Source organism: Pandoraea sp. B-6 (assembly GCF_000282835.1).
GTDB lineage: Bacteria > Pseudomonadota > Gammaproteobacteria > Burkholderiales > Burkholderiaceae > Pandoraea > Pandoraea cepalis.
The window spans coordinates 1-22,552 of the sequence record NZ_AKXS01000281.1 but is presented as its reverse complement, the minus strand read 5'-3'; the positions used below and the strand labels follow the sequence as shown (position 1 = coordinate 22,552).

Annotated in this window: 21 protein-coding genes and 1 pseudogene; 9 read left to right on the top strand and 13 right to left on the bottom strand. The window is 63.7% G+C overall.

Going from position 1 to position 22,552, the window contains the following annotated elements; genetic code table 11:
* Positions 1 to 131 precede the first annotated feature (131 nt).
* The 5 genes from holA to A985_RS23855 all read right to left on the bottom strand — a co-directional run bounded on the left by holA (position 132) and on the right by A985_RS23855 (position 6,237).
* Positions 132 to 1,211, bottom strand: a complete 1,080-nt coding sequence (gene holA / locus A985_RS0102060) for a DNA polymerase III subunit delta (RefSeq protein WP_017231766.1) — start codon at positions 1,209 to 1,211, stop codon at positions 132 to 134.
* 11 nt (positions 1,212 to 1,222) lie between these two features.
* On the bottom strand, positions 1,223 to 1,738 hold the full coding sequence (gene lptE / locus A985_RS0102055; RefSeq protein ID WP_017231765.1) for an LPS assembly lipoprotein LptE: 516 nt from the start codon (positions 1,736 to 1,738) through the stop codon (positions 1,223 to 1,225).
* Between the two features lie 95 nt (positions 1,739 to 1,833).
* Positions 1,834 to 4,428: a leucine--tRNA ligase gene (leuS, locus tag A985_RS0102050; protein WP_017231764.1), complete on the bottom strand. Its 2,595-nt coding sequence runs from the start codon at positions 4,426 to 4,428 to the stop codon at positions 1,834 to 1,836.
* Between the two features lie 315 nt (positions 4,429 to 4,743).
* Positions 4,744 to 5,541 (bottom strand): 4-hydroxy-tetrahydrodipicolinate reductase, encoded by a 798-nt coding sequence (gene dapB / locus A985_RS0102040; protein ID WP_026131560.1) that lies wholly within the window; start codon positions 5,539 to 5,541, stop codon positions 4,744 to 4,746.
* A gap of 27 nt (positions 5,542 to 5,568) precedes the next feature.
* Positions 5,569 to 6,237: an outer membrane protein assembly factor BamE gene (locus tag A985_RS23855; RefSeq protein WP_232424486.1), complete on the bottom strand. Its 669-nt coding sequence runs from the start codon at positions 6,235 to 6,237 to the stop codon at positions 5,569 to 5,571.
* A gap of 166 nt (positions 6,238 to 6,403) precedes the next feature.
* Here A985_RS23855 and fur point away from each other — a divergent pair, with 166 nt between their 5' ends.
* Positions 6,404 to 6,841: a ferric iron uptake transcriptional regulator gene (gene fur, locus A985_RS0102030; protein ID WP_017231760.1), complete on the top strand. Its 438-nt coding sequence runs from the start codon at positions 6,404 to 6,406 to the stop codon at positions 6,839 to 6,841.
* A gap of 298 nt (positions 6,842 to 7,139) precedes the next feature.
* Here the strand turns inward: fur and gap are convergent, their stop codons facing one another.
* Complete coding sequence (gap, locus tag A985_RS0102025; RefSeq protein WP_017231759.1) at positions 7,140 to 8,150, bottom strand: type I glyceraldehyde-3-phosphate dehydrogenase; 1,011 nt, start codon at positions 8,148 to 8,150, stop codon at positions 7,140 to 7,142.
* 28 nt (positions 8,151 to 8,178) lie between these two features.
* On the bottom strand, positions 8,179 to 10,191 hold the full coding sequence (tkt, locus tag A985_RS0102020; protein WP_051060048.1) for a transketolase: 2,013 nt from the start codon (positions 10,189 to 10,191) through the stop codon (positions 8,179 to 8,181).
* 199 nt (positions 10,192 to 10,390) lie between these two features.
* On the opposite strand from tkt, the gene A985_RS0102015 reads away from it, so the two are divergent.
* The 4 genes from A985_RS0102015 to A985_RS0102000 all read left to right on the top strand — a co-directional run bounded on the left by A985_RS0102015 (position 10,391) and on the right by A985_RS0102000 (position 13,390).
* On the top strand, positions 10,391 to 11,296 hold the full coding sequence (locus A985_RS0102015) for a hypothetical protein (RefSeq protein WP_017231757.1): 906 nt from the start codon (positions 10,391 to 10,393) through the stop codon (positions 11,294 to 11,296).
* A gap of 161 nt (positions 11,297 to 11,457) precedes the next feature.
* Positions 11,458 to 11,880, top strand: a complete 423-nt coding sequence (locus A985_RS0102010) for a glyoxalase/bleomycin resistance/extradiol dioxygenase family protein (protein WP_017231756.1) — start codon at positions 11,458 to 11,460, stop codon at positions 11,878 to 11,880.
* Positions 11,881 to 11,959: 79 nt separating this feature from the next.
* The gene (locus tag A985_RS0102005; RefSeq protein WP_017231755.1) at positions 11,960 to 12,697 is read left to right on the top strand and encodes a 16S rRNA (uracil(1498)-N(3))-methyltransferase; all 738 of its coding nucleotides are present in this window, start codon (positions 11,960 to 11,962) and stop codon (positions 12,695 to 12,697) included.
* Between the two features lie 48 nt (positions 12,698 to 12,745).
* Positions 12,746 to 13,390 (top strand): YidB family protein, encoded by a 645-nt coding sequence (locus A985_RS0102000; protein ID WP_017231754.1) that lies wholly within the window; start codon positions 12,746 to 12,748, stop codon positions 13,388 to 13,390.
* A gap of 167 nt (positions 13,391 to 13,557) precedes the next feature.
* On the opposite strand, the gene A985_RS0101995 is transcribed toward A985_RS0102000, so the two are convergent.
* The 3 genes from A985_RS0101995 to A985_RS0101985 form a co-directional block, all read right to left on the bottom strand.
* Positions 13,558 to 14,064 carry a barstar family protein gene (locus A985_RS0101995; protein WP_017231753.1) on the bottom strand — a complete coding sequence of 169 codons (507 nt, stop codon included), beginning with the start codon at positions 14,062 to 14,064 and terminating at the stop codon, positions 13,558 to 13,560.
* A 49-nt stretch (positions 14,065 to 14,113) separates the two neighbouring features.
* Complete coding sequence (locus A985_RS0101990; protein ID WP_026131556.1) at positions 14,114 to 14,509, bottom strand: ribonuclease domain-containing protein; 396 nt, start codon at positions 14,507 to 14,509, stop codon at positions 14,114 to 14,116.
* Positions 14,510 to 14,802: 293 nt separating this feature from the next.
* Positions 14,803 to 17,106, bottom strand: a complete 2,304-nt coding sequence (locus A985_RS0101985) for an NADP-dependent malic enzyme (RefSeq protein ID WP_017231751.1) — start codon at positions 17,104 to 17,106, stop codon at positions 14,803 to 14,805.
* Between the two features lie 431 nt (positions 17,107 to 17,537).
* Between A985_RS0101985 and thiL the strand changes: the two genes are divergently transcribed.
* The 3 genes from thiL to A985_RS0101970 all read left to right on the top strand — a co-directional run bounded on the left by thiL (position 17,538) and on the right by A985_RS0101970 (position 19,693).
* Complete coding sequence (thiL, locus tag A985_RS0101980) at positions 17,538 to 18,539, top strand: thiamine-phosphate kinase (RefSeq protein ID WP_017231750.1); 1,002 nt, start codon at positions 17,538 to 17,540, stop codon at positions 18,537 to 18,539.
* Complete coding sequence (locus A985_RS0101975; protein WP_017231749.1) at positions 18,536 to 19,057, top strand: phosphatidylglycerophosphatase A; 522 nt, start codon at positions 18,536 to 18,538, stop codon at positions 19,055 to 19,057. Before thiL ends, A985_RS0101975 begins: the two co-directional genes overlap by 4 nt.
* A 132-nt stretch (positions 19,058 to 19,189) precedes the next feature.
* Entirely contained in the window at positions 19,190 to 19,693 is a 504-nt protein-coding gene (locus A985_RS0101970; RefSeq protein WP_017231748.1) for a CinA family protein, read from the top strand.
* A gap of 56 nt (positions 19,694 to 19,749) precedes the next feature.
* On the opposite strand, the gene pyrF is transcribed toward A985_RS0101970, so the two are convergent.
* On the bottom strand, positions 19,750 to 20,562 hold the full coding sequence (gene pyrF / locus A985_RS0101965; RefSeq protein WP_017231747.1) for an orotidine-5'-phosphate decarboxylase: 813 nt from the start codon (positions 20,560 to 20,562) through the stop codon (positions 19,750 to 19,752).
* A gap of 178 nt (positions 20,563 to 20,740) precedes the next feature.
* On the opposite strand from pyrF, the gene A985_RS0101960 reads away from it, so the two are divergent.
* On the top strand, positions 20,741 to 21,616 hold the full coding sequence (locus A985_RS0101960; RefSeq protein ID WP_017231746.1) for a mechanosensitive ion channel family protein: 876 nt from the start codon (positions 20,741 to 20,743) through the stop codon (positions 21,614 to 21,616).
* Positions 21,617 to 21,675: 59 nt separating this feature from the next.
* Here A985_RS0101960 and mtgA read toward each other — a convergent pair whose 3' ends face one another.
* Positions 21,676 to 22,416, bottom strand: coding sequence for a monofunctional biosynthetic peptidoglycan transglycosylase (gene mtgA / locus A985_RS0101955; protein ID WP_017231745.1), 741 nt, complete (start codon positions 22,414 to 22,416; stop codon positions 21,676 to 21,678).
* Between the two features lie 8 nt (positions 22,417 to 22,424).
* Positions 22,425 to 22,552, bottom strand: a pseudogene (aroE, locus tag A985_RS28020) (shikimate dehydrogenase); the annotation flags it as partial.

Genomic DNA, 22,552 nt, shown 5'->3' with positions numbered 1-22,552 from the left:
CGGTATTCGGACGGCAGCACACGGCACGTCGCCAGTCATGCGCCAGATTGTCCGTCAATTGTGGGGATCTTGCTGGCGCGGCTCCCGTGCCCCGGGAGGTGTTCCGGCGTTTGGCAGCGCTTGGGCGCGGTCTACGCGTGCACCGGACGGGGTGCGCGAGCGGAGCGCGCCATCGGCGGTCGCTCGCCGGCGAGCAGCAGCCCGAGTTGCAGCATGCCGTCCCACGGGTCGCCGGACAGACCGTCGGCCCGCAGCCCCTTGACCTGCCGGTCAAGACGCGCGGCCAACTGCAGTGCCTGCGCCAGCTTGGCGGGTGTGACTCGGTGGGCCGCCTGCTCCATCAGGCGCTCTCGTGGCCCCCAGACCCGATACTCGCGCAGCAACATCGCAAGCGGCTTGCCCGCCGCCATCCCGCGCGTGATCTTGGTGAGCGTGCGTACTTCTTCGGTCAACGCCCACAGGACCAGCGGTGCTGCTTCGCCCTCGCCACGAAGGCCGTCGAGCATGCGCACCAGCCGGGCGGTATCGCCTGCCAGGACGGCTTCACTGAGTTTGAACACGTCGTAACGCGCCACGTTCATCACGGCATCCTGCACCTGCTCGAACGCAAGCGCACCCGCCGGATACAGCAGACCGAGCTTCTGAATCTCCTGATGGGCCGCCAGCAGGTTGCCCTCGACGCGATCCGCGATGAACTGCAGCACACGTCGCCCGGGCTCACCGGCTTCGACGCGCTGCCCTTGTGCGGCGAGACGCTGCGCAATCCAGTCCGGCAGACGGCTCCGGTCGACCGGATCGATCTTGATCGTCACGCCCTCGCGATCGAGTGCCGTGAACCAATCGGATTTGGTCGCTGCCGCATCGAGCCGGGGCAGCGTGACAATGGTCAGGACGTCGCCGTTCGCGGCACCGGCGTGCGCCTTGAGCGCTGCGCCGCCGTCCTTGCCCGGCTTTCCGCCGGGAATGCGTAACTCGATGAGTTTGCGGTCGCCGAACAGCGACATGGACTGGCCGGCGTTCGCGAGCGCGCCCCAGTCAAAGCTGCGCTCGACGCTGAGCACATCGCGCTCGGTGAAACCGCCCGCACGCGCCGCCGCGCGCACGCGATCCACCGCCTCCTGAACGAGCAGGCTCTCGTCGCCGTATATCGTGTAGATCGGCGAGAGGGTCTTGGCGAGGTGCGCGTCGAGCGCGTCGGAACGCAGTTGCATGATGGCAGGCGTTACTCTTCCGGTGGCTTCGCCGGCAGGGATTTCACCGCTTCCATGCGACGAATGATTTGGTCGACGGCATCTTTCTGCATGTCGCGGTTGAGCAGAGCGGCTTCGGTATCGCGCGCCGTCGTTTCGTTGTCGCTGTAGGGCAGATTGCGCGTCAGGCGAATCGTGCTCAACGGGATGATCGGCGTGCCATCCGGTGTCACGAGTTGAAAGGTGAACGCACTACGCAGCTCGTACTCGCGTGCCTGGCCATTGGCATCGAGACTGATGGCCGTACGCGACGACGTAGTGTTCACGATTTCCAACCGCGCATCGGCATCCTTAGGCTCGGTCACCACGACGGTGTCCTTGCTGCCGTAACGGATGTAGCGCGAGATGTCGGTCGCCATCTGACCACCGCCCGAGATATACAAACGGTGGAACGCATACTCGCTCGCGCCGCGCAGTTGGAAGCCGCACGCCGACAGTATCAACGCGCAACTCAGCAGGGCGATGCCGCCGAAGACCCTGCGCGTCATACCGACGCTTCGTTGTCCGGATGTGATTTGCACGAGATGTGCCCTCTTGTCACCAAACGTCATCAATTCATCGATCGGCGGCCGCAACGGCCACCTCAGAGCACTACGTTCACAAGTCGGCCCGGTACAACGATGACCTTCTTCACCGGCTTGCCTTCGCCGAACTTGGCGGTCATTTCGTGCGCCAGCGCGGCTTGCTCGATGGCCTCGCGCGAAGCGTCCTTCGCCACGCGCACGGCGCCACGCACCTTACCCGCCACCTGCAGCACGAGTTCGATCTCGTCCTGCACCAGCGCGGCGGCGTCGACTTCCGGCCACGGCGCATCGAGCAGATCGCCCTGTTGCGCCGCGTAGCCCAACTCGACCCACAAGCCGTGGGTGACGTGCGGCACCACCGGATACAGCACACGCAGCAGAATGCCGTAGCACTCGCGCACCGCTCCGGCGCCCGCCGCCCCCTTGTCGCTCTCGATGGCGTTGAGCATCTTCATCGCCGCGGACACGACCGTGTTGTACTGCACACGCTGATAGTCGTAGTTGGCCTGCTTGAGCACGCCATGAATCTCGAGACGCAGCGCCTTGGCCGCCGGGTTCGCCGTATCGATGGCGGCGTCCGCCTGACGCAGCAGCGCGGCCTGCGACTGGCCGAAGCCCCACAGGCGGCGCAGGAAGCGGCTCGCGCCTTCCACACCCGCCCCCGACCATTCGAGTTGCTGTTCGGGCGGTGCCGCGAACATCACGAACAGACGCGCTGTATCGGCGCCATGCTGATCGATCAGCGACTGCGGATCCACGCCGTTGTTCTTGGATTTCGACATCTTCTCGATGCCGCCGAGCGTCACGTCCGCACCGTCAGCCTTCGACGTTGCACTGACCGGACGGCCCTTGTCGTCGAACTGCACTTGCACGTCGAGCGGGTTGAACCACGTCTTCTTGCCCGCGGCATCCTCACGATAGTACGTCTCGTTGAGCACCATACCCTGCGTGAGCAGGTTCTGCGCCGGCTCCTTGAAACTCACCAAACCCAGATCGCGCATCACCTTGGTCCAGAAGCGCGAATACAGCAAGTGGAGAATCGCGTGCTCGATGCCGCCGATGTACTGATCCATCGGCATCCAGTAATCGGTGCGCGCGTCGACCATGGTGTCGGCGTCCGGGCAGGCATAGCGCGAGAAATACCACGACGAGTCCACGAACGTGTCCATCGTGTCGGTCTCGCGGCGCGCCGGCTTGCCGCACTTCGGGCAATCGCACTTGAGGAACGCCTCCGACTTGGCCAGCGGGTTGCCGGTGCCGTCCGGCACGAGGTCTTCGGGCAACACGACCGGCAGGTCCTTTTCGGGAACCGGCACCGCGCCGCACGACGCGCAGTGAATGATCGGAATCGGCGTGCCCCAGTAACGCTGGCGCGAAATCCCCCAGTCGCGCAGACGGAACGTGACCTGCTTGTCGCCTGCACCCTGCGCCTTGAGATCCGCGGCGATGGCGTCGACGGCGGCCGCAAAGGCCAGGCCGTCATATTTGCCGCTGTTGACCAGCGTGCCATTTTCCTTGTCGCCGTACCAGGCCTGCCAGGCTTGCGTCGAATAGGTCTCGCCGGCCACCGCGACAACCTGCTTGATCGGCAGGTCATACTTGCGCGCAAACGCGAAGTCACGCTCGTCGTGGGCCGGAACGCCCATCACCGCGCCCTCGCCGTACCCCATCAGCACGTAGTTGCCGATCCACACCTCGACCTTCTCGCCGGTCAGCGGATGCGTGACGAAAAAGCCCGTCGGCATGCCTTTCTTTTCCATCGTGGCGATGTCTGCTTCGGCCACGCCACCCTGCTTGCATTCGGCGATGAACGCCTGCAGGTCGGGACGATCGGCGGCCAGACGCGTTGCCAGCGGATGCTCGGCGGCGATTGCGCAGAAAGTCACGCCCATGATCGTGTCGGCACGCGTAGTGAACACGCGCAGCAGTTTGTGCTCGCCGTCCAGCTCGTACGGGAAGCCGAAGTTCACGCCAAAGCTCTTGCCGATCCAGTTCTGCTGCATCACCTTCACGCGCTCGGGCCAGCCGAGGTCGTCCAGGTCGCCGAGCAGTTCGTCGGCGTATTCGGTGATGCGCATGTAATACATCGGGATTTCGCGCTTCTCGATGAGCGCACCCGAGCGCCAGCCTCGACCGTCGATCACCTGCTCGTTGGCGAGCACGGTCTGATCGATCGGGTCCCAGTTCACCGTGCCGGTCTTCAGGTAGACAACGCCCTTCTCGAGCATCTTCAGGAACAGCCACTGGTTCCAGCGGTAATAGTCCGGCTTGCAGGTGGCGACTTCGCGCGACCAATCGATCGCCAGACCCATCGCCTGCATCTGCTTCTTCATGTACGCAATGTTGTCGTACGTCCACTTGGCCGGCGGCACGCCGTTGGCCATTGCCGCATTTTCAGCCGGCATGCCGAAGGCGTCCCACCCCATCGGCATCAGCACGTTGTACCCACGCATGCGCATCTGACGATACATCACGTCGTTGATGGTGTAGTTGCGCACGTGGCCCATATGCAGCTTGCCCGACGGATACGGCAGCATCGAGACGCAATAGAATTTCTGTTTGTCCGCGCGCTCGGTGGTCTTGTAGGCATCGATGGCCTGCCAATGAGACTGGGCGGAGGCTTCGACGTCGGCGGGAACGTATTTTTCTTGCATGATGGGTCGGCGGGTAGGATTCGGCTCGGCTTCGGCCCCGCCGGTGCGCGGCAAAGGGCGCGCAGCACGCAAGCGTTTGGGGGCAAATCCGGGGAAAACGATGATTATAACGCCGACGGCAACGGATTCGGCGCGACGGTGGAGAGCAGATGCGGCCTGGAGGCCGCCTTGGCGTGGGTGCCGCCCGATGCGTCATGCGATCCGTGGCGGCGTGCGTCTTTGATGTCGGCGTCCGGTGCCGGCTGGCGCACCGTCTGCCCTCTCATGCGCCACCTCGGCGGGCCACCCGCGCGCCGCACGCCGGCAAGGGCTGAATCAGCGCAGGCCCAAAACGTCCTGCATATCGAACAGGCCCGTGTTGTGTTGCGCGAGGAAACGGGCAGCACGCAGCGAGCCTTGCGCATACGACAGACGGCTCGACGACTTGTGCGTGATCTCGATGCGCTCACCGATGCCGGCAAACAGCACCGTGTGATCGCCCACGATATCGCCGCCGCGCACGGTCGCGAAACCGATGGTCGACGGATCGCGCTCGCCGGTCACGCCTTCGCGGCCGTAGATGGCGCATTCCTTCAGATCGCGGCCCAATGCGTCGGCCACGACTTCACCCATGCGCAGCGCCGTGCCCGACGGGGCATCGACCTTATGGCGGTGATGCGCTTCGATAATCTCGATGTCGTAGCCCGTGCTCAAAATCTTCGCCGCGACTTCGAGCAGCTTGAACGTGGCATTCACACCCACGCTCATGTTCGGCGCAAACACCACGGCCACGCGCTCGGCACCCGCCGCCAGACGCGCCTTGTCGGCTTCCGAGAATCCGGTCGTGCCGATGATCATCTTGACACCGTGCTTTTCGGCGGCAGCCAGATGCGCCAGCGTGCCTTCGGGACGCGTGAAGTCGATCAGATATTGTGCGTTGGCGAGCGCGACATCGAGATCGGCGGTGATGTTGACACCCGTCTCGCGCCCCAGAAAGGCGCCGGCGTCGTGTCCCAGCGCCGGGCTGTCCTCGCGGTCGAGCGCACCGACCAATTCGGCGTCGTCGGTGGCCAGTACGGTTTCAATCAGCATCCGGCCCATACGGCCGGAGGCGCCAGCAATCGCAATCTTCATCATGGAATTCTTGACTCTTCAGACAGCTTACTTGGGCATCGAGAACAGGCCACCGCCGGAAGTCACCCGCGGCGACGGGACAAGCCCCGTGCCCGTGGCCGTCGTCGCACTGCCCGAAGCGCTGTCGCCAGCGGTGGACTGTGCGTTGGACGCAGGGGCCGGTTCGGAAGCGGTAGCCGCCGCAGCGGTCGACACGGCCGCGACGTCGGACGCGGCGGGCGCGGCAGTCTCCGCGGTCGCGGCACTCGCCGTCGACGGGGCCGAGGCGTCCGTCTTTACGGTCTTGCCCTTCTGACCATCGATTTCCCGCACCAACTGATATTCGGTCGGCAGATTTTCTCCGCCTTCCCAGCGCGCCAGCGTGTCGCCGTCGAAGTACACCTTCAGGTGACGCTCCTGAACCACCGACGCATTGCCGCGCTTGAAATAGAAGACATAGTCCCAGCGATTCGCGTGGAAGATGTCCGTGAGCAGCGGCGTGCCGAGCAGTTGACGGACCTGATCGCGCGTCATGCCGGCTTTGAGCTGCTCATAGGCCTCTTTCGAGACGAAGTTGCCTTGAACGATGTTGATTCGATACGGCGTGACCACGCCGATCACTTTGTCGGTCACGCTGTCATACGTCGAGCAACCGGCCAGGGCCAGGAATGCCGCTGCAGCGCAGACGGAGAGCGGAAGGGAGAGATAACGACGCAAATCTGACTCGCTTTCAAAAAAATCGACCTTGAATCCGGCACGCCGGGCGCGCCGCCACATCGCCCCCGTTGACGGCACAAACCGTCCCGATTGCCCTGGTTTGCGCCCGGGCAAGGCAAAAAGGCATTATTATTGCGGCTGTATTGTACTCTAGGGACGTAGAGCGATGCCGAATCCCGCCGATCTGAAAAATATCGGACTGAAAGCCACGCTTCCGCGCCTCAAAATTCTGGAGATTTTCCAGAACAGCGAGAGCGAGGTGCACCATTTAACCGCCGAAGACGTCTATCGTCATCTGCTCAACGAAAACCTCGATATCGGTCTGGCCACGGTGTACCGTGTCCTGACGCAGTTCGAGCAAGCGGGCCTATTGTCGCGCAGCAACTTTGAGTCCGGCAAGGCCGTTTTCGAGCTCAACGAAGGCCACCACCACGATCACCTCGTGTGCCTCGACTGCGGGCGAGTCGAAGAGTTCTTCGACGCCGAGATCGAACGCCGCCAGAAAATGATCGCCAAGGAACGTGGCTTCGCGCTCCAGGACCACTCGCTCGCGATGTACGGGAGCTGCACGAAAAACCCCTGCCCGCATCGTCAAAAGAATTAAGCGTTGTTTTGGCATAATGTCTTCTGATGAAGACATTATGGGATTCCCCCTAGCTTCGGGTCTTGAAGCGCTGAGCACGGCTACGCATCGTCGGCAAACACCCCGTAAGCAGCGATGAGAGACTGCAATCGATGCCACCACCATGGTGCCAGCGCATTAAGCGTTGCGGATGGGTACGCGCAGCCCGAAATAGCTGCGGTTATCGCCTAAACACCGGCATCCCTCACGACGTAGCGCACCAACGAAAAAGCCGCTGTCTCACGACAGCGGCTTTTTTACGACTGGACGTCAAACGCGATTACTTTGCCGACATGAGTGCAACGGTCGTGTCGAGCATGCGGTTCGAGAAGCCCCACTCGTTGTCGTACCACGAGCCGACCTTCACGAGGCGGCCCGACACCTTGGTCAGTGTACCGTCGAAGTTCGACGAGGCCGGGTTGTGGTTGAAGTCGACCGACACCAGCGGTGCCGTGTTGTACGTTGCGATGGCCTTGAGCGACCCCTCGGCTGCTTCCTTCAGAATCGCGTTGACTTCGTCAACCGTCGTGTCGCGCTTGGCAACGAACGACAGGTCGACGATCGACACGTTGATCGTCGGAACGCGAATGGCGTAACCGTCGAGCTTGCCATTGAGTTCCGGCAACACCAGACCGACGGCCGACGCGGCGCCCGTCTTGGTCGGGATCATGCTCATCGTGGCCGAGCGCGCGCGACGCAGGTCTTCGTGATAGACGTCCGTCAGCACCTGGTCGTTGGTGTAGGCGTGCACCGTCGTCATCAGACCCGTTTCCAGACCGATTTTCTCGTGCAGCGGCTTGACCAGCGGCGCCAGGCAGTTCGTGGTGCACGATGCGTTCGAGATGACCGTGTCGGTCGACTTGAGCACGCCTTCGTTCACGCCGAACACGATCGTGGCGTCGACATCCTTGCCGCCCGGCGCCGAGATAATGACCTTCTTCGCGCCGCCCTTCAGGTGAGCGCCGGCCTTTTCCTTCGTCGTGAAGAAGCCCGTGCACTCAAGCACGACATCCACGCCCAGCTCGCCCCACGGCAGTTCGGCCGGGTTGCGGTTGGCCAGCACGCGAATCTTGTCGCCGTTGACGATCATGAAATCGCCGTCGACCGACACCGTGCCCGGGAACTTGCCGTGCGCCGTATCGTATTGCGTCAGGTGAGCGTTCGTCTGCGCATTGCCGAGATCGTTGATGGCGACGATTTCGATGTCGTGCTTCTTACCACCTTCATAATGGGCACGCAGCACGTTGCGGCCGATACGGCCGTAGCCGTTGATAGCGACGCGAATGGTCATGGGGGTTTCTCCGTAAGGTCTAACGAAATCAGCCAAGCACGGACTTGACCGTCGCGACCACGTGGTCGACGGTGAAGCCGAAGTGTTTGAACAGCACGCCGGCCGGGGCCGACTCGCCGAAGGTGTCGATGCCGACCACGCCGCCTTCCAGGCCGACGTACTTATGCCAATACGCCGTCACGCCGGCTTCGATCGCCACGCGCGACACACCGCGCGGCAGCACGCGCTCGCGATACGCCTTGTCCTGACGGTCGAATACGTTGGCCGACGGCATCGACACGACACGCGCCGCGATGCCCTCGGCAGCCAACGCCTCGGCGCCCTTGAGCGCCAGCTCGATTTCCGAGCCGGTCGCGATCAGCACGATCTGCGGATTCGCCACGTCGCGCAGCACATAGCCACCGCGACGGATATCGGCAATCTGCGCATCGTCACGCGAGACGAACGGCAGGTTCTGACGGCTGAGCACCAGGCTCGACGGACCATCGTGACGTTCGACGGCCGCCACCCAGGCGACTGCCGTCTCCGTCGTATCGCAGGGACGCCACACGTCCATCTGCGGGATCAGGCGCAGGCTCGAGACGTGCTCGACGGACTGGTGCGTCGGACCGTCTTCACCCAGGCCGATCGAGTCGTGCGTGAACACGAAGATCGAGCGCAGCTTCATCAGCGCCGCCATACGCAGCGCATTGCGGCTGTAGTCCGAGAACGTCAGGAACGTTCCACCGAACGGGATGTAGCCGCCATGCAGCGCCATGCCGTTCATGATGGCGCTCATGCCGAACTCGCGCACGCCGTAGTTGATGTGATTGCCAAACTGCACGCCTTCCGCGTTGGCGCGCACCGCCTTGCTGGCCTTCCAATTCGTGAGGTTCGAGCCGGTCAGGTCGGCCGAGCCCCCCAGGAACTCCGGCAGTACGGCGGCCAGACCTTCGATCGCAAGCTGCGAGGCCTTGCGCGTGGCGACCGTCTCGCCCTTCTCGTTGGTCTTGGCGATGAACGCGGCGGCGGCCGACTTGAAGTCGCCGGGCAGCTCACCCTTCATGCGACGCTCAAATTCGGCAGCCTCTGCCGGGAACTGGCTGCGGTAGGCGGCAAAGCGCTCGTTCCATTCGCCTTCGGCACGCTGACCGGCTACCTTGGCATCCCATGCGGTGTAGACATCGGCCGGCAGCTCGAACGGCGGCAGGTGCCAACCGAGCGACGCGCGCGTGGCGGCGATTTCGTCGGCGCCCAACGGCGCACCATGCACATCGTGACCGCCCTGCTTGTTCGGCGCGCCCTTGCCGATCAGCGTCTTGCAGCAGATCAGCGTCGGACGATCCGAGGTCTTGGCCTGGGCGATGGCGGCGTCGACCGCGTCGACATCGTGGCCGTCGATGTCGCGAATCACGTTCCAGCCGTAGGCTTCGAAGCGCTTCGGTGTGTCGTCGGCAAACCAGTATTCGACGTCGCCATCGATCGAGATACCGTTATCGTCGTACAGCGCAATGAGCTTGTTCAGACGCAGCGTTCCCGCGAGCGAACACGCTTCATGCGAGATGCCTTCCATCAGACAGCCGTCGCCGAGGAACGCGTACGTGTAGTGGTCGACGATATCGTTGCCCGGGCGGTTGAATTCCTTGGCGAGCAGGGCCTCGGCCAGCGCGAAACCCACCGCGTTGGTGATGCCCTGACCCAGCGGGCCCGTGGTCGTCTCGATGCCCGGCGTGACGCCCACTTCGGGGTGCCCCGGCGTCTTGCTGTGCAGTTGGCGGAAGTGCTTGAGCTCTTCGATCGGCAAGTCATAGCCCGTCAGATGCAGCAACGAATAGATGAGCATCGAGCCGTGGCCATTCGACAGCACGAAGCGGTCGCGATCGAACCAATGCGGGTTGACGGGGTTGTGCTTGAGGTGACGGCCCCAGAGAGCGACCGCGATATCGGCCATGCCCATCGGCGCGCCAGGGTGACCGGAGTTGGCCTGTTGGACCGCGTCCATGGAGAGGACGCGAATGGCAGAGGCCATCAGCGCAGGCGTAGCAGAAGAGGAGTTCGTCATGGTGAACAGCCGGAAGAGCGGGCGTGCCCCCGTTGCCGCGAGCTGCCGCGCGAAATTCGAATGCGGAATAAAGTCCAAGATTTTACCAGATACGGCCGTTGCCCGGGTCGCTCGCGGCGAACTTCCCCAAATGACGGGAACGTGGAATCATGCAAAGAACAGGCATGATCGCCACCCATTAGAGGAAGTTGCCTCGCCAATGCACGCCAAACGTGACCTCAGCGACGACCCATCGACCGCCGCATTGCGCCCGTGCACGGCGCCGCTCGGGCCTTGGGCCGGTTATACGTTCGCCGCGCGCCCGGTATTCGCCGCCACATCGGCCTATCAGCGCATCGAGGTCATGGATTTGCCTGCGTTCGGGGCACTTGGGCGAGCGTATCGACTCGACGGCCGGTTCATGGCTTCGCTCGCCGATGCGCATATCTGCCACGAATGCATGGTGCATCCGCTCTTGCTTGCACACGAGAACGCCCAGCGTGTGTTGGTGCTTGGCGGGGGGGATGGCGGCTCGGCGCGCGAAGCCTTGCGTCACGCGAGCGTGCGCGAGGTTGTCGTCGCCGAACTCGATGCCCAGGTGCCTGCGACGATCCTGAAGTACATGCCGACGTTGGCGGACGGCGCATTCGACGATCCGCGCACCACGCTTGTCATCGGCGACGCCCGGGATCTCGTCGACGCCGCGCTGGCTCGCGGAGAAGCGTTCGACGCCGTGATTTTCGACCTGACCGACGCTGACGGCGAAGCGGCCACGCTGCACGGCGCGCCTTTCTTTGCCAAACTCCGCGCGTTACTCGGCCCACGCGGCGCTATCGCCCTGCAACTCGGGGCGCCATGGTTCGAGGCCGATCAAGTCGCGCGCATGCTTGATGCCCTGCGCTCGGTGTTCAAATTTGTCCAACCGATAACCACGTATGTGCCGCTGTACGGCACGTTGTGGGCGCTCGCGTTCGCCAGCGATTCGCTCGACGTGCGTGGCAGCGATGCAACCGCGGCCACGCAGGCTCTGCTATCGCGAGAATCCCTGCGCCACTATGCGCCGGCCCGGCGTGCCGCGCTTTTCGACATCCCGCCGGAACTGATGGCCGTGCTCGGCGATCGATAACCAACCGCGCGACGACGAGATGACGCGACGCAAGTGAATCAAGCCCGCATTCCTTGTATATTGAAAACTCATCGCAACCGTTGGCGGCGGACCGTTCGCGTATTCGTGCGTCAGGACGAGACTGCTTTACCCACAGCCGACGCTCATACCGGAGCACCGTCATGCCCGATCCCCGCCCCGCCCATGTGCCGTGGTTGACGCCCTACCTGACCGTGCGCGACGCCAAGGCGGCGGCGACGTTCTATGCGCAGGCGTTCGGCTTCTCGGTGCATGACATGGTGAACGACGACGGCATCGTCATGCACGTCGAAATGTTTTATCAAGGGCAATTGATCGTGATGTTCGCCCCCGAGGGCGCGTTCGCGAGCACCGCGCGCACGCCGCGCACCTCCGGTGTGGAGGCGTCGCAGAGCTTCTATGTCTATACGGAAGACGTCGATGCACTATACGCGCAGGCGACCGCCGCCGGCGCGAAGGGGCTAACGCCTCCCAGCGACCAATTCTGGGGCGACCGCTTTTGCCAACTGGAAGACCCGGACGGCTATCGCTGGGGCTTCGCCCGCCCCGTCGCTCCGCGAAGCTGAGCCGCTTCTCCCTCTGACGTTGGGGTATGCTTCTGTCCCCGGCGCCACGCCCGACCGCGCCCTTTCGACTCCCGTCCGTATGCCTCGCTTCTTTATCGATGTGCCGCTGCACGCCGGCGCGCTGCTTGATCTTCCCGAGACGGTGGTGCGTCACGCTCAGGTACTGCGCCTGAAGATCGGCGATGCGCTCACGCTTTTCGACGGCACGGGCGGCCAATATCCGGCCGTGCTCACGACGCTGGAAAAGCGCCACGCCACGGCGCAACTCGGCGAACGGGAGGCGCGCGAGGTGGAGACGCCGTACCGCGTCACCCTGGCACAGGGCATCGCCGGCGGCGACAAGATGGACTGGCTGATAGAAAAGGCCATCGAGCTAGGCGTGGCGGACATTCAGCCGCTGATCACCGAACGCTCGGTGATCCGGCTCGACGGGGAACGTGCGGCGAAGCGCGTTGCGCATTGGCAGGCGCTGGCACAGGCCGCTTGCGAGCAATGCGGCCGAAATCGCGTGCCACGCGTCCTGCCGATTCGCCCGATCGGCGCTTGGCTGCGCGAGCAAGGCGCGGTGACAGACGACGGATGGCGTGTGCTATTGTCACCCAGAGCGGACAGCGGTTTCGACTCGCTGCCGCTGCACGCACCGTCTCAGCCAGGCGTTTTGCTGTTCGGCCCGGAAGGCGGACTGGCACCGCACGAAGAATCCCTCGCGCGGGAGGCCGGTTTTACGGCGATTCGCCTGGGCGAACGCATCTTGCGAACGGAAACGGCGGGTATCGCGGTCCTCGCGGCATTGGCCGCGCGCTGGGGCGGTTGGTAAGCCCCGACGATTTGCACATTGGCTTCACAAGCCTAAAGGAGTCATCCCATGGGTATCCTGGATTCCATTCTCGGCGGCATTTCTGGCAATTCGGCCGATGGCGGTAGCGGTAGCGGCGGCAATACCAAGATGTTGCTGCTGATGGGTTTGCTGGCGATGATCGCCAACCGTTCCGGCAACGCGCAGGCACAGGGCGGTCAGGGCGGCGACCTGATTGGCTCGTTGGGGGGCGCACTCAGCGGGATGCTGGGCGGTGCGGCGGCGGGCGGCGGTGGTGCCGGCGGTCTTGGCGGTTTGCTGGGCGGGCTGCTGGGCGGAGGACAAGCGCCGCAGCAGGATGCCGCCGGCAACCCCGCGACGTCCCCTGGCGACTTGGTGGGCGCGCTCGGCGGACTGGGCGGACTGACGCAGGTGCTGGAAAATGGCGGCCTGGGCGATGCGATGCGCTCGTGGGTCGGCACCGGCAGCAATCAGCCAGTGTCGGCCGATCAGGTGGCCCAGGCGCTTGGCCCGGGAGGACATCTGCAGCAACTGGCCGATTCGGCGGGCGTCAGCCCGGATGAGGCCGCACAGCAACTGTCGTCGCTGCTGCCCGAGGTAGTCAATCACCTCACACCGAACGGTGATCTACCGCAAGGCCATCTCGACCTGGCAAGCCTCGCCCAGCAATTCCTCGGTGGACGGACCGGCTGAGGCAAGGCCATCCAGGAATCCGATAATCGCCGGCTGAAAACGTAAAAAGGTCCGCAATGCGGACCTTTTTCGTGAGGTTGACGTGACGCATGTTCGCGTCGGGGCGAGACCGGTGACGTCAGACGATGTTTCCGAGGTCACTCACCGACGATTCGCTTGGTGGTCCGTCAGGCAAACGAGTAAAAGACGCGGAACGTGATACGACGCTCAGCCCAGAACTCGGCGGCATCGCGGAACACGTCCAGCAGGGTTTCGCGACCGTCCTTATCGAACTTCGTCGCCACCGGCAATCCCTCGAGCACGACGACAAAACCAGGCTGCGGGCCTGCGTGATGCACCAGATCGGTCAAACAATCGTGCAAGGCGTCGTAATTCTTTCCGAAATGCTTGGGAAACAGGAACGACGTGGCGATCGTCTCCAGCACCTCGGCCTTGCTCTGCGCCTGCGAACAATTGGCGTAGAGGAAGTGCTGCCCGAGTCGCTCGGCCTCTGCGGCCAATTCCGGCACGCGGAATGCGCGGATCGACTGCACGATATTCGGCCTGACGGTCTTGAAAAGACTCATATCTCCCTCTTCCGATAAGGTATGGCGGCGGCCGGCCCGCGCGACAGCATGCAGGCCCAGCACCTGCTTGAACAAGTTGCCCTCGCCCGCACCGAATGGATCTGCCATACGATCTTTCCCGCGTTCCTGTGCGAAAACCGGCTCACTCATACTGCTGTCATTCCCTTATGCGTCTAAAGCTGTTGTAGTGATCTTGTGTGTAGTAACAAGGATCGACCGCCCGCTGGTCCCCGCCACAGATGATGCGCCTGGCGCCCCGATTGCGGGCACCGGGGGTCGGCACCGTGTATTCATGGTAATAGCCACGCCGCATTTTGGGCAGCTGCTTTTCGTAGTTCCCGAACACAACGCCGTCTTTGGCGTAGGGGAACGGCCCGCCCTGGGCAATCAGCGTCAGCGTGCGCTGCGCTTCGCGAGGCAACTCGGCAACGGACACTGTGACCGTTGAACCCGTGACGTATGGCGCGGTTTCGCGCGCCACAGCATTGGACCACAGAAACACACTACCAGCCGCCGTCAGCGCCACGATGCTCCGGTGAAGCCAACGTGCCATGGTCATAGCTAGCCTGTCGCCCGACGTCGTATTGCGCCGCGGGCTTGTTCTGGTGGTTGAAGCCGTAAGGTTATCGCTATTGGTCCAGAGAATCAATGTCGGCTTACATTTTGCAACGAAACAACGCGACAAATTATTGAAAATAAAGGATTTTAAAGAGAGTGAGCGCACACATGACGGTGTGAGCGTGCAAAATGTCTCGCCGGAATGCAAATCGCCGCCCCCAAAAGGGGGCGGCGATTTGTCGTTAACATGTGTCGAACGGTGGCGAACCGCCGCGCGCTCGCCAGACGTCAACGCGCCTGTTGTTGCGCCGCCGCATCGGCCACCACCAGCGCCACCATGTTGATGATGCGTCGCACCGTGGCCGACTCGGTCAGGATATGCACCGGCTTGGCAGCGCCCAGCAGGATTGGCCCGATCGCCACGTTATTGCCCGCCGCCGTCTTGAGCAGATTGTACGCAATGTTCGCGGCGTCGATATTCGGCATGATGAGCAGGTTCGCAGCACCGGTCAGCGTCGATTCCGGCATGATGCGTGCGCGCAGTTCCGGGTCTAGTGCGCAGTCGCCGTGCATTTCGCCGTCAACTTCCAGATCGGGCGCACGTTCCTGCAGGATTGCCAGCGTTTCGCGCATCTTGCGGGCGCACGCGGCGTCGCTGGTACCGAAGTTCGAATGCGACAACAAGGCCACCTTCGGCTGGATACCGAAGCGGCGAATCTCCTCGGCGGCCATCAGCGTGATTTCGGCCAGTTCCTCTGCGCTCGGATCCTGATTGATGTGCGTATCGACCAGGAAAATCTGCCGGTTCGGCAAAATCAGGGCGTTCATCGCCGCATAGACATGGCCCCCGGCCCGCTTGCCGATCACGCGATCGATGAAGTGCAGATGACGGCCCGGCGTCGACACCGTGCCGCAAATCATACCGTCCGCTTCGCCCTTGCGCACCAACATGGCGGCAATCAGGGTCGTGCGGCGACGCATCTCGACGCGCGCATAAGACGCCGTCACGCCCTTGCGGTTGGTCAGCTGGTGATACGTTTCCCAGTAATCGCGATAGCGCTCGTCGTGCTCCGGGTTCACGACGGTGAAGTCGACACCCGGTGTCAGGCGCAGGCCATATTGCTGCACGCGGTGCTCGATCACGGCCGGGCGCCCCACCAGGATCGGCGTGGCGACACGTTCATCCACAAGCACCTGTACGGCACGCAGCACGCGCTCCTCTTCGCCCTCGGCAAACGCAATGCGTTTCATGTTCGCAGGCACGCTGCGCGCAACAGAGAACAGCGGCTTCATCAGACCGCCGCTGTGGTACACGAACTGCTGGAGCGATTGCGCATAGGCATCCACATCCGCGAGGGGACGCGTGGCGACACCGGCGGCCATCGCCGCTTCGGCCACCGCGGTCGCGACCTTGACCAGCAGACGCGGATCGAACGGTTTCGGAATCAGATAGTCGGGGCCGAACGACAGGTTTTTGATCCCGTAGGCCGACGCCACGATATCGCTCTGCTCCTGACGCGCCAATTCCGCCAGCGCATTCACCGCCGCGATTTCCATCGAGCGCGTGATCGTCGTGGCGCCAACATCGATCGCACCGCGGAAGATGAACGGAAAGCAAAGGACGTTGTTGACCTGATTCGGGTAATCGGTGCGGCCCGTCGCCATCACGCAATCCGGACGCACTTCCTTCGCAAGTTCCGGTGTGATCTCTGGATTCGGGTTGGCCAGCGCGAAGATCAGCGGTTTGTCGGCCATCGTCTTGACCATTTCCGGCTTCAGCACGCCGGCAGCCGACAGCCCAAGGAACACATCGGCGCCGCCAATCACGTCGGCCAGCCCGCGCGCATCGGTCTTTTGCGAGAACCGGATTTTCTCCGGATCCATCAATTCGGTGCGGCCCTCGTACACCACCCCCGCCAGGTCCGTCACCCAGATGTTCTCGATGGACAGCCCCATGTCGACGAGCAGGTCCAGGCACGCAAGCGCGGCAGCGCCCGCGCCGGACGTCACCACCTTCACGGACTTCAGATCCTTGCCGACGACCTTCAGGCCGTTGATCAGCGCCGCGGCCACCACAATGGCCGTGCCGTGCTGATCGTCGTGGAAGACCGGAATCTTCATGCGCTCGCGCAACTTGCGCTCCACGATGAAGCACTCGGGCGCCTTGATATCTTCGAGGTTGATGGCGCCGAAGGTCGGCTCCAGCGCCGCAATGATGTCGACGAGCTTTTCGGGGTCTTTCTCGTCGATTTCGATATCGAACACGTCGATATTGGCGAATTTCTTGAACAACACGCCCTTGCCTTCCATCACCGGCTTGGATGCCAGCGGGCCGATATCACCCAGACCCAGCACGGCCGTGCCGTTCGTGATCACGCCGACCAGATTGCCGCGCGCCGTGTAGCGCGATGCATTGAGCGGGTCGACGACGATCTCCTCACACGCGGCGGCAACGCCCGGCGAATACGCCAGCGCCAGATCGCGCTGGTTGAGCAACTGCTTGGTCGGCGCGATGGCGATTTTGCCGGGCGTGGGGAATTCGTGATACTCGAGCGCAGCTTCGCGCAGTTTCGGATCGATCGGCGTGGGCATGAGGGGAGGCTCTTGACGAACAAAATGGGGTCGGATTTTCAGTGCAAATTGTAGCCCCATTTATTCACGCCACTTATGCAAAAAGCGAATAGGGGCTGCACCTGCGCGGTACGGCTTCCCCGCCGATAGTGGCCAAAATTCCTGGCGATTTCAACGCTGCGCTGCACCATCGCCCGCCTTTTCGGACCACGGACGTCTAGCCCCGTGGGGGGGATCCGAGACGGGCATGGGAATCCGTCTGAATTCCGGGCGTCCGTGCTTTGTTCGCTTGGGAAAGCCCGGGTCGCCTCTTAGAATAGGGGCTTGCCTGTGCATCACCGCAGCCCTTTACTTATTGCCCACCGCCTAATGCTCCCTGGCGTCACGCGTTGCACCGGAGTGGTCCCGCAACGCGATGCGCCCGGTCAAGGCGGGCAACCGCGCCGTTGCTCATGACCCTGACGTCTGCCTCAACTCCACCGCTGTCCGAGTTCTCGCTGATCGACCGCTTCTTCGCCCACGCTACCCGGCCGGGCGAGCATGTGACGCTCGGCATCGGAGACGACTGCGCGTTGCTGCGTCCCCCCACCGGCGAGCAGCTCGCGATTTCGACCGACATGCTCGTGGAGGGCCGCCACTTTTTTGCCGACGTCGACCCGCGCGCGCTCGGTCACAAGACCCTTGCCGTCAATCTGTCGGATCTCGCGGCCATGGGCGCGCGGCCCATGGGCTTCACATTGGCGATTGCCCTGCCCGACAGCGACCCGGCCTGGCTCGCGCCCTTTGCCGAGGGCCTGTCGGCGTTGGCCGACCGTTACGCCTGCCCGCTTGTCGGCGGCGACACCACGCGCGGCCCACGCAATCTTTGTGTGACCGTCTTCGGCAGTGTGCCCGGCGCCCAGGCGTTGCGCCGCGATGCCGCGCAGCCCGGCGACGACATCTGGGTCTCCGGCACCCTCGGCGATGCCCGGCTGGCGCTCGGTGCGATACGTGGGGAATGGACCTTGTCGGACGTCGATCTCGCCCTCGCGCGCCGCGCGCTGGACTGGCCCGAGCCGCAGGTGACGCTCGGACTGGCGCTGCGCGGCGTGGCGCGCGCCGCCCTCGACATCTCCGATGGGCTGCTGGGCGACCTCGGCCATATCCTGGAGCGCTCCGGTGTGAGCGCGACGGTGAACGTCGACGATGTACCGTGCTCCGACCTGCTGGCCGCGCAAACGCCGGCGATTCAGAGAATGTGTGCGCTGGCGGGCGGCGACGACTATCAACTGGGCTTCTGCGCCGACCGTGCGCAACGGCCGCATATCGAGGCGATCGGCAACGAACTCGGCATACGCCTCACGCGTATCGGTACAATAGCGCTTCCCGACGCGCGCCTCGCCCGGCTGCACCTCCAGGACAAGACTGGCGCGTCCGTCGCTGCCGATTTCAAAAGTTTCGACCATTTCCAATGAGCACTGATCAACCGGCCGCCGTCAACTCGGGCAGCGGCCCGCGCCGGCCGAACTCGCGGTTCCTGCTGTCGCACCCTGCCCACCTCTTTTCGCTCGGCTTTGGCACGGGCCTGTCGGCGTTCGCGCCGGGCACCGTGGGCACGCTTTTCGGATGGGCATCGTATCTGGTGCTCAATCTGTACCTGACGGTCACGGGATGGGGCGTGCTGATCGTCGCGTCCATCGTTGGCGGCATCTGGATCTGCGCCTACACAGCGCGCAAGCTTGGCACATCGGATCCGAGCCCCGTCGTCTGGGACGAGATTGTCGCGTTCTGGATCGTGCTGCTGCTCATTACGCCGGCGAGCTTTGTCGGCCAATTGGTGGCCTTCGTGCTGTTCCGATTCTTCGACGCCGTCAAGCCGCCGCCGATCCGATATTTCGACCGCACGGTCAAGGGTGGCCTCGGCATCATGCTGGACGATCTCGTCGCCGCCTTTTGCACGCTGCTCGTCATTGCGCTGTGGCGCTCGATCTGATCGACCGGGCTTGCCGCCGCGCGATGGCGCAAGCCGCATCATGACGGGTGCCTCGCTGGCGCCGTTCCCGCGGGTACGCGCACCGATACCCGTGACCTATTCGTTGCATTGACTTATTGAAGGCGTCGTCCCGTGGTCTCCGAACAAAATCTTCTGGCCCAACTGTCGGTCAAAGTCGGCAATCGTCTGCGTGACGAACGCCTGATGCTGACCACGGCCGAGTCATGCACCGGCGGCCTCGTTGCGGCAGCAATCACCGACGTTTCCGGTAGCAGCCAATGGTTCGAGCGTGGCTTCGTGACGTATTCGAACCAAGCCAAGTCCGAAATGATCGGCGTTCCGCCTGAATTGATCGACAAACACGGTGCCGTGAGCGAACCGGTGGCACGTGCGATGGCCGAAGGCGCACTGCTGAACAGTCGTGCACAGATCTCGCTGTCGATCACCGGCGTGGCCGGCCCGGGCGGCGGGTCGCCCGAAAAACCGGTGGGTATGGTGTGCTTCGCGTGGAGCAACCGCGTCACGACCCTCGTCGAGACGAAGCGCTTCAAGGGCGATCGCACACAGGTGCGCAGTCAGGCCGCACAGCACGCGCTGCGCGGCGTCATCGAATTCCTCGACCAGGCCGAGACGTAATCGTCGCGCCGCCCTGCGACGTTTGACGACGATCCGCGCATCGGCACGCGGACCGATCAGCGATAGGCGTTGATGCTGTCGCGCGTGTTTTGCGCAGCGGCGGCAGCCGCCGCGGCGAAGTGCTCGTCGCGACCGGCGTAGATGATGGCACGCGACGAGTTGATCATCATGCCCGTCCCGTTCGCGGTGCGACCGGCTTTGACCGTCGCTTCGACGTCCCCGCCCTGAGCGCCCACGCCGGGAATCAGCAGCGGCATGTCGCCGACGATGCTGCGCACGGCAGCGATTTCTGCCGGGAACGTCGCACCCACCACCAGGCTGATCTGCCCGCTCGTATTCCACGGCCCCGCGGCCAGGCGCGCCACCGTCTGATACAGCGGCTTGCCATCGATATCGAGGAATTGCAGCTCGCTGCCGCCCGGGTTCGACGTACGGCACAGCACGACGACGCCCTTCTCGGCATGCGCCAGATACGGCTCCAGCGAATCGAAGCCCATATAGGGATTCACCGTCACGGCGTCGGCACGATAGCGCTCGAACGCTTCGCGCGCATACTGCTCGGCGGTGCTGCCGATGTCACCACGCTTGGCGTCCAGAATCACTGGCAGGCCCGGATGATCGGCGTGGATATGGGCGATCAGCCGTTCGAGCTGCTCCTCGGCGCGATGCGCAGCGAAATAGGCGATCTGCGGCTTGAATGCACACGCGTAGGGGGCGGTAGCATCCACAATCTGGCGGCAGAACTCGAAAATCGCGTCCGGCTGCGCTTGCAGATGCGCAGGAATGCGCGACGGCTCGGGATCCAGGCCCACGCAAAGCAGAGAATTGTTGCGCGTCCAGGCCGCGTTAAGTACTTCGGTGAATGTCATGACGGGGTTCCGGCGGGGTTCCGGCGGCGGTATTCCGACGGCGGGTGATTCGAGACTGATTCCTTCCAGCAAGGCCGACATTTTACCTGCTCCGCGCGCCGGTCGAACCAATCCGCGCGCTTCGCGTCAATCTTGATATCGGTGCTCTCGGGCCCCCATCAACACGGAGAACCCCCATATGACTGAGGTTACCCCCCCGCTCGCGTCCTTCGACGCCGTGATGGGCTTTCTCGCGGCCAACGCCGTCCGCTACGGTCTGTCGCTCGTACAGGCCGTGTTGATTCTGTTGATCGGCTTCTGGATCGCGAAGCGACTGGCGCGCTTCGTACACCGAACGTTGAGCCGTTCGCCCCACTTCGACGCAACGCTCAAACCGCTCATCGAGTCGATCGCGCTCTGGTCGGTGCGCATCATCACGCTCGTTGCCGTGCTCGCTCAATTCGGTGTGCAGACCGCCAGCATCATCGCGGTGCTCGGCGCGGCAGGCCTGGCCATCGGGCTGGCCCTGCAAGGCACGTTGCAGAATATTGCGGCGGGTACGATGCTGCTGGTGCTGCGCCCGTTCCGCAACGGCGACTACATTACGGCCGGCGCGTCGGTGGCCGGCACCGTCGATGAAATCGGCCTGTTCACCACCACGCTCACAAATGCTGACGGCATCTACGTCTGCGTGCCGAACAACCAGATCTGGGGCCAGCCGATCACGAACTTCAGCCGCAACGCCACGCGTCGTATGGAGGTCACCGTGGGCATCGCGCTCGACGACGATCTCGATGCCGCCATGACGGCACTGCGCGCCCACGTGGCAGAAGACGCGCGAGTGCTCGACAAGCCGGCACCGGAAATCATGGTCAAGCAGGTCAGCGACAACGCCGTGATTGTGAACGTGCGGGTATGGTCATTGCTGGGTAACTACTGGGGCCTCTATTGGGACCTCCAGCGCGGCGTCAAGGAGACGGTCGAGGCCGTGGGTTGCTCACTCCCGTATCCGACGCGCACTGTCATGCACGTGCCAGCACAGCCGATACCGGACGCGGCCCCCTCGCGACACTAGCCCCACACACGCCCGCGCGTGCTCGTCGTGCGACAGTCCACGCGCGGGGGGCTATCCGCCTATTGTGGCAACTCCGCCGCCCCCATGCGACGCGCGATCACGCCGGCGCGTTGCGCAAGGTACGGCGAATTGCGATGGGCATCGAAGTAGCGCGGACGCGGCAACATCACCGCCAGCCGCGCCGCCTGCCAAGCGGAGAGCTTCGAGGCCGGAATGCCGTAGTAGTGCCGTGCCGCAGCTTCGGCGCCGAACACGCCCTCGCCCCACTCCACCGAATTGAGATAGATCTCGAAGATCCGCTGCTTCGTCATCCAGAACTCGAGCATCCACGTGATGCTCAATTCTTCGGCCTTGCGCAGGTAACTTCGCTCGCTCGACAGGAACAGATTCTTCGCCAGTTGCTGGGAGAGGGTCGAGCCGCCCGCAACGATGCGCCCCTTCTTCTGATTCTTCTCCCATGCGCCGAGCATCGCGTCGATCTCGAAGCCATCGTGATTGACGAAGTTCGCGTCCTCGCTCGCGATGATGGCGCGCTTCAGATGTCGCGAAATCTGGTCGTAAGGCACCCATTGGTGCTTGAGCGTCGCCTTCGGATCCGTTTCATGCAATCGCGCGGCGGCCGCGCGCATAAACGCCGTCGACGACGGATCGAAACGCACCCACCAGCCAATCTGCACGAAGTAATAGAGCTGCGTGGCAAGCACGCCCACGAAGACCAACGTGACAACGTAGGCTGTCCACTGCCACGCCCCCCAGCGGCGATAGCGAGTCGTGCGCGAAGCGCGTCGCGGCGCAGCCATCGGCAACGTCAACCTTTCGCTGCGAGCCGGGCGCGCAAGGCGGTTCGCACGGCATCGGTCGACGGCCGCACGCCGCGCCACACCGCGAACGCTTCGGCCGCCTGCTCGACGAGCATGCCGAGACCGTCGGCCGCGC

Bases quoted from the DNA above. Each gene is read 5' to 3' on its own strand.
- lptE (WP_017231765.1), bottom strand. From the start codon at position 1,738: ATGACGCGCAGGGTCTTCGGCGGCATCGCCCTGCTGAGTTGCGCGTTG.
- A985_RS0101975 (WP_017231749.1), top strand. From the start codon at position 18,536: ATGAGCACTGATCAACCGGCCGCCGTCAACTCGGGCAGCGGCCCGCGC.
- mtgA (WP_017231745.1), bottom strand. From the start codon at position 22,416: ATGGCTGCGCCGCGACGCGCTTCGCGCACGACTCGCTATCGCCGCTGG.
- fur (WP_017231760.1), top strand. From the start codon at position 6,404: ATGCCGAATCCCGCCGATCTGAAAAATATCGGACTGAAAGCCACGCTT.
- holA (WP_017231766.1), bottom strand. From the start codon at position 1,211: ATGCAACTGCGTTCCGACGCGCTCGACGCGCACCTCGCCAAGACCCTC.
- leuS (WP_017231764.1), bottom strand. From the start codon at position 4,428: ATGCAAGAAAAATACGTTCCCGCCGACGTCGAAGCCTCCGCCCAGTCT.
- A985_RS0101985 (WP_017231751.1), bottom strand. From the start codon at position 17,106: ATGCCCACGCCGATCGATCCGAAACTGCGCGAAGCTGCGCTCGAGTAT.
- A985_RS0102015 (WP_017231757.1), top strand. From the start codon at position 10,391: ATGCACGCCAAACGTGACCTCAGCGACGACCCATCGACCGCCGCATTG.
- dapB (WP_026131560.1), bottom strand. From the start codon at position 5,541: ATGAAGATTGCGATTGCTGGCGCCTCCGGCCGTATGGGCCGGATGCTG.
- A985_RS0102000 (WP_017231754.1), top strand. From the start codon at position 12,746: ATGGGTATCCTGGATTCCATTCTCGGCGGCATTTCTGGCAATTCGGCC.
- pyrF (WP_017231747.1), bottom strand. From the start codon at position 20,562: ATGACATTCACCGAAGTACTTAACGCGGCCTGGACGCGCAACAATTCT.
- thiL (WP_017231750.1), top strand. From the start codon at position 17,538: ATGACCCTGACGTCTGCCTCAACTCCACCGCTGTCCGAGTTCTCGCTG.
- gap (WP_017231759.1), bottom strand. From the start codon at position 8,150: ATGACCATTCGCGTCGCTATCAACGGCTACGGCCGTATCGGCCGCAAC.
- A985_RS0102005 (WP_017231755.1), top strand. From the start codon at position 11,960: ATGCCTCGCTTCTTTATCGATGTGCCGCTGCACGCCGGCGCGCTGCTT.
- A985_RS0102010 (WP_017231756.1), top strand. From the start codon at position 11,458: ATGCCCGATCCCCGCCCCGCCCATGTGCCGTGGTTGACGCCCTACCTG.
- tkt (WP_051060048.1), bottom strand. From the start codon at position 10,191: ATGACGAACTCCTCTTCTGCTACGCCTGCGCTGATGGCCTCTGCCATT.
- A985_RS0101990 (WP_026131556.1), bottom strand. From the start codon at position 14,509: ATGGCACGTTGGCTTCACCGGAGCATCGTGGCGCTGACGGCGGCTGGT.
- A985_RS0101995 (WP_017231753.1), bottom strand. From the start codon at position 14,064: ATGGCAGATCCATTCGGTGCGGGCGAGGGCAACTTGTTCAAGCAGGTG.
- A985_RS0101960 (WP_017231746.1), top strand. From the start codon at position 20,741: ATGACTGAGGTTACCCCCCCGCTCGCGTCCTTCGACGCCGTGATGGGC.